This window comes from Roseinatronobacter ekhonensis, assembly GCF_900499075.1.
GTDB classification, from domain to species: domain Bacteria; phylum Pseudomonadota; class Alphaproteobacteria; order Rhodobacterales; family Rhodobacteraceae; genus Roseinatronobacter; species Roseinatronobacter ekhonensis.
Genome location: NZ_UIHC01000157.1, coordinates 1 through 1,455, shown reverse-complemented (window position 1 = coordinate 1,455; position 1,455 = coordinate 1). Strand labels below are relative to the sequence as shown.

At 58.4% G+C, this 1,455-nt stretch carries 1 protein-coding gene; it reads right to left on the bottom strand.

Annotation, left to right across the window (positions count from 1 at the left end):
• Positions 1 to 9 precede the first annotated feature (9 nt).
• On the bottom strand, positions 10 to 1,455 hold a 1,446-nt coding region (istA, locus tag ROE7235_RS19580), incomplete at its 5' end, for an IS21 family transposase (protein WP_183073606.1).

Sequence of the window (1,455 nt, the reverse complement as noted above, 5' to 3'; positions counted from 1 at the left end):
GTGTTCCTTTCAATGGAAGTAATCAGCGCCACGGATGTTGGGGTGGTTGATGGCAGGCTCGTCCGTGGCGCGGGTGCGGGGCCTGTTCTCGAGCCCATTCTTGAGAATGGACAGGAGTGACGAATAGGATCTGGCATTGATCTCAAGCGCGCGGCTGCAGGCCGCATCAAGTCGGTCGCGGCCAAACTTGTCGGCCAGCCGGATCACCCCAAGACATGTCCGATATCCCTGTTCCGGGTGCTTGCGATCACGCATGACGACCTCGACGAAGGTGGCCACGTTTGGTCCAACGCGGGTCGCACGTGCTGTGATGCGTTCTGGCGTCCAGTCATCGCGGAATTGGTGATGCGCTGGCATGTGATCGCGCAGCGTCGAGTGCTTTCCGTTGCTGGAGGTACGCACATGAGAGGCGACACGCTGCCCGACATGGAAGACTTCGATGGTGCGGTCAGTGATCCGCGCCCATAGATCCTTCTTCAGCAGCTGATAGGGCACAGAGTAATAATGCTTGTCGATTGCGACGTGGTAATCGAGCCCGGCGCGGCACTTCTTCCATTCGGCATAAACATACGGGGCCACCGGCAGCGGCTTCAAGGCGGGTTTGTCCAGCTGATCAAAAAGCTGTCTGCGGCTGGCACCCAGGTGACGGGAAACCTTGTGGTTGAGCCTATCAAGCAGAGGTTGGATGGCCGTGTTTACCTCGGTGAGACTGAAGAACTGACGGTTGCGCAACCGTGCCAGTATCCAGCGCTCGGCCAGAAGCACCCCGGCTTCGGCCTTCGCCTTATCCTTTGGTTTGTACGGTCTGGCTGGCACAACGGCCGTGTCGTAATGCGCGGCCATATCTGCGTAGGTCCGGTTGATCTGTGGGTCATAAAAGCAGGCTTTGGTGACCCCTGCCTTCAGGTTATCCGAGACGATCTGGGCGGTCACACCGTCAAAGAAGTTCAAAGCGCGAACATGACTTGCGATCCAATCCGGCAGCGATTGCGTCCAGGTTGCCTCGACAAACGTGTAATTTGATGCCCCCAGAACGGCGACAAACACTTGTGTCGTGCGCACCTCCCCGGTCTCGGGGTCAATCACATCGATCGTGTGGCCGGCGTAATCAACAAACAGCCGCTCACCCGCAGGATGACGCTGGCGCATCACCGGCGACAGCTTGCCTTCCCAGCGTGTGTAAAGTTCGCAGAACCGGGAGTAGCCATACCCATCAGGATGATCTGCGCGGTACTCTTCCCACAGGAGCATCAACGTCACGCCCTTGCGGCGCAACTCACGGTGAATATACGCCCAATCAGGCTCGGTTGCGCGGTTCGCAATATCGCGCGCCGTGCGTGGGTAAATTAGGCGTTCAAGGTCGGTGTCAGACATCTCTGGCGGTAGTGGCCAGGACAGATTTACCTCGGCAGCGCGATCCAGATATGCCTGAACCGTTGTCCGCCCAATCGTCAG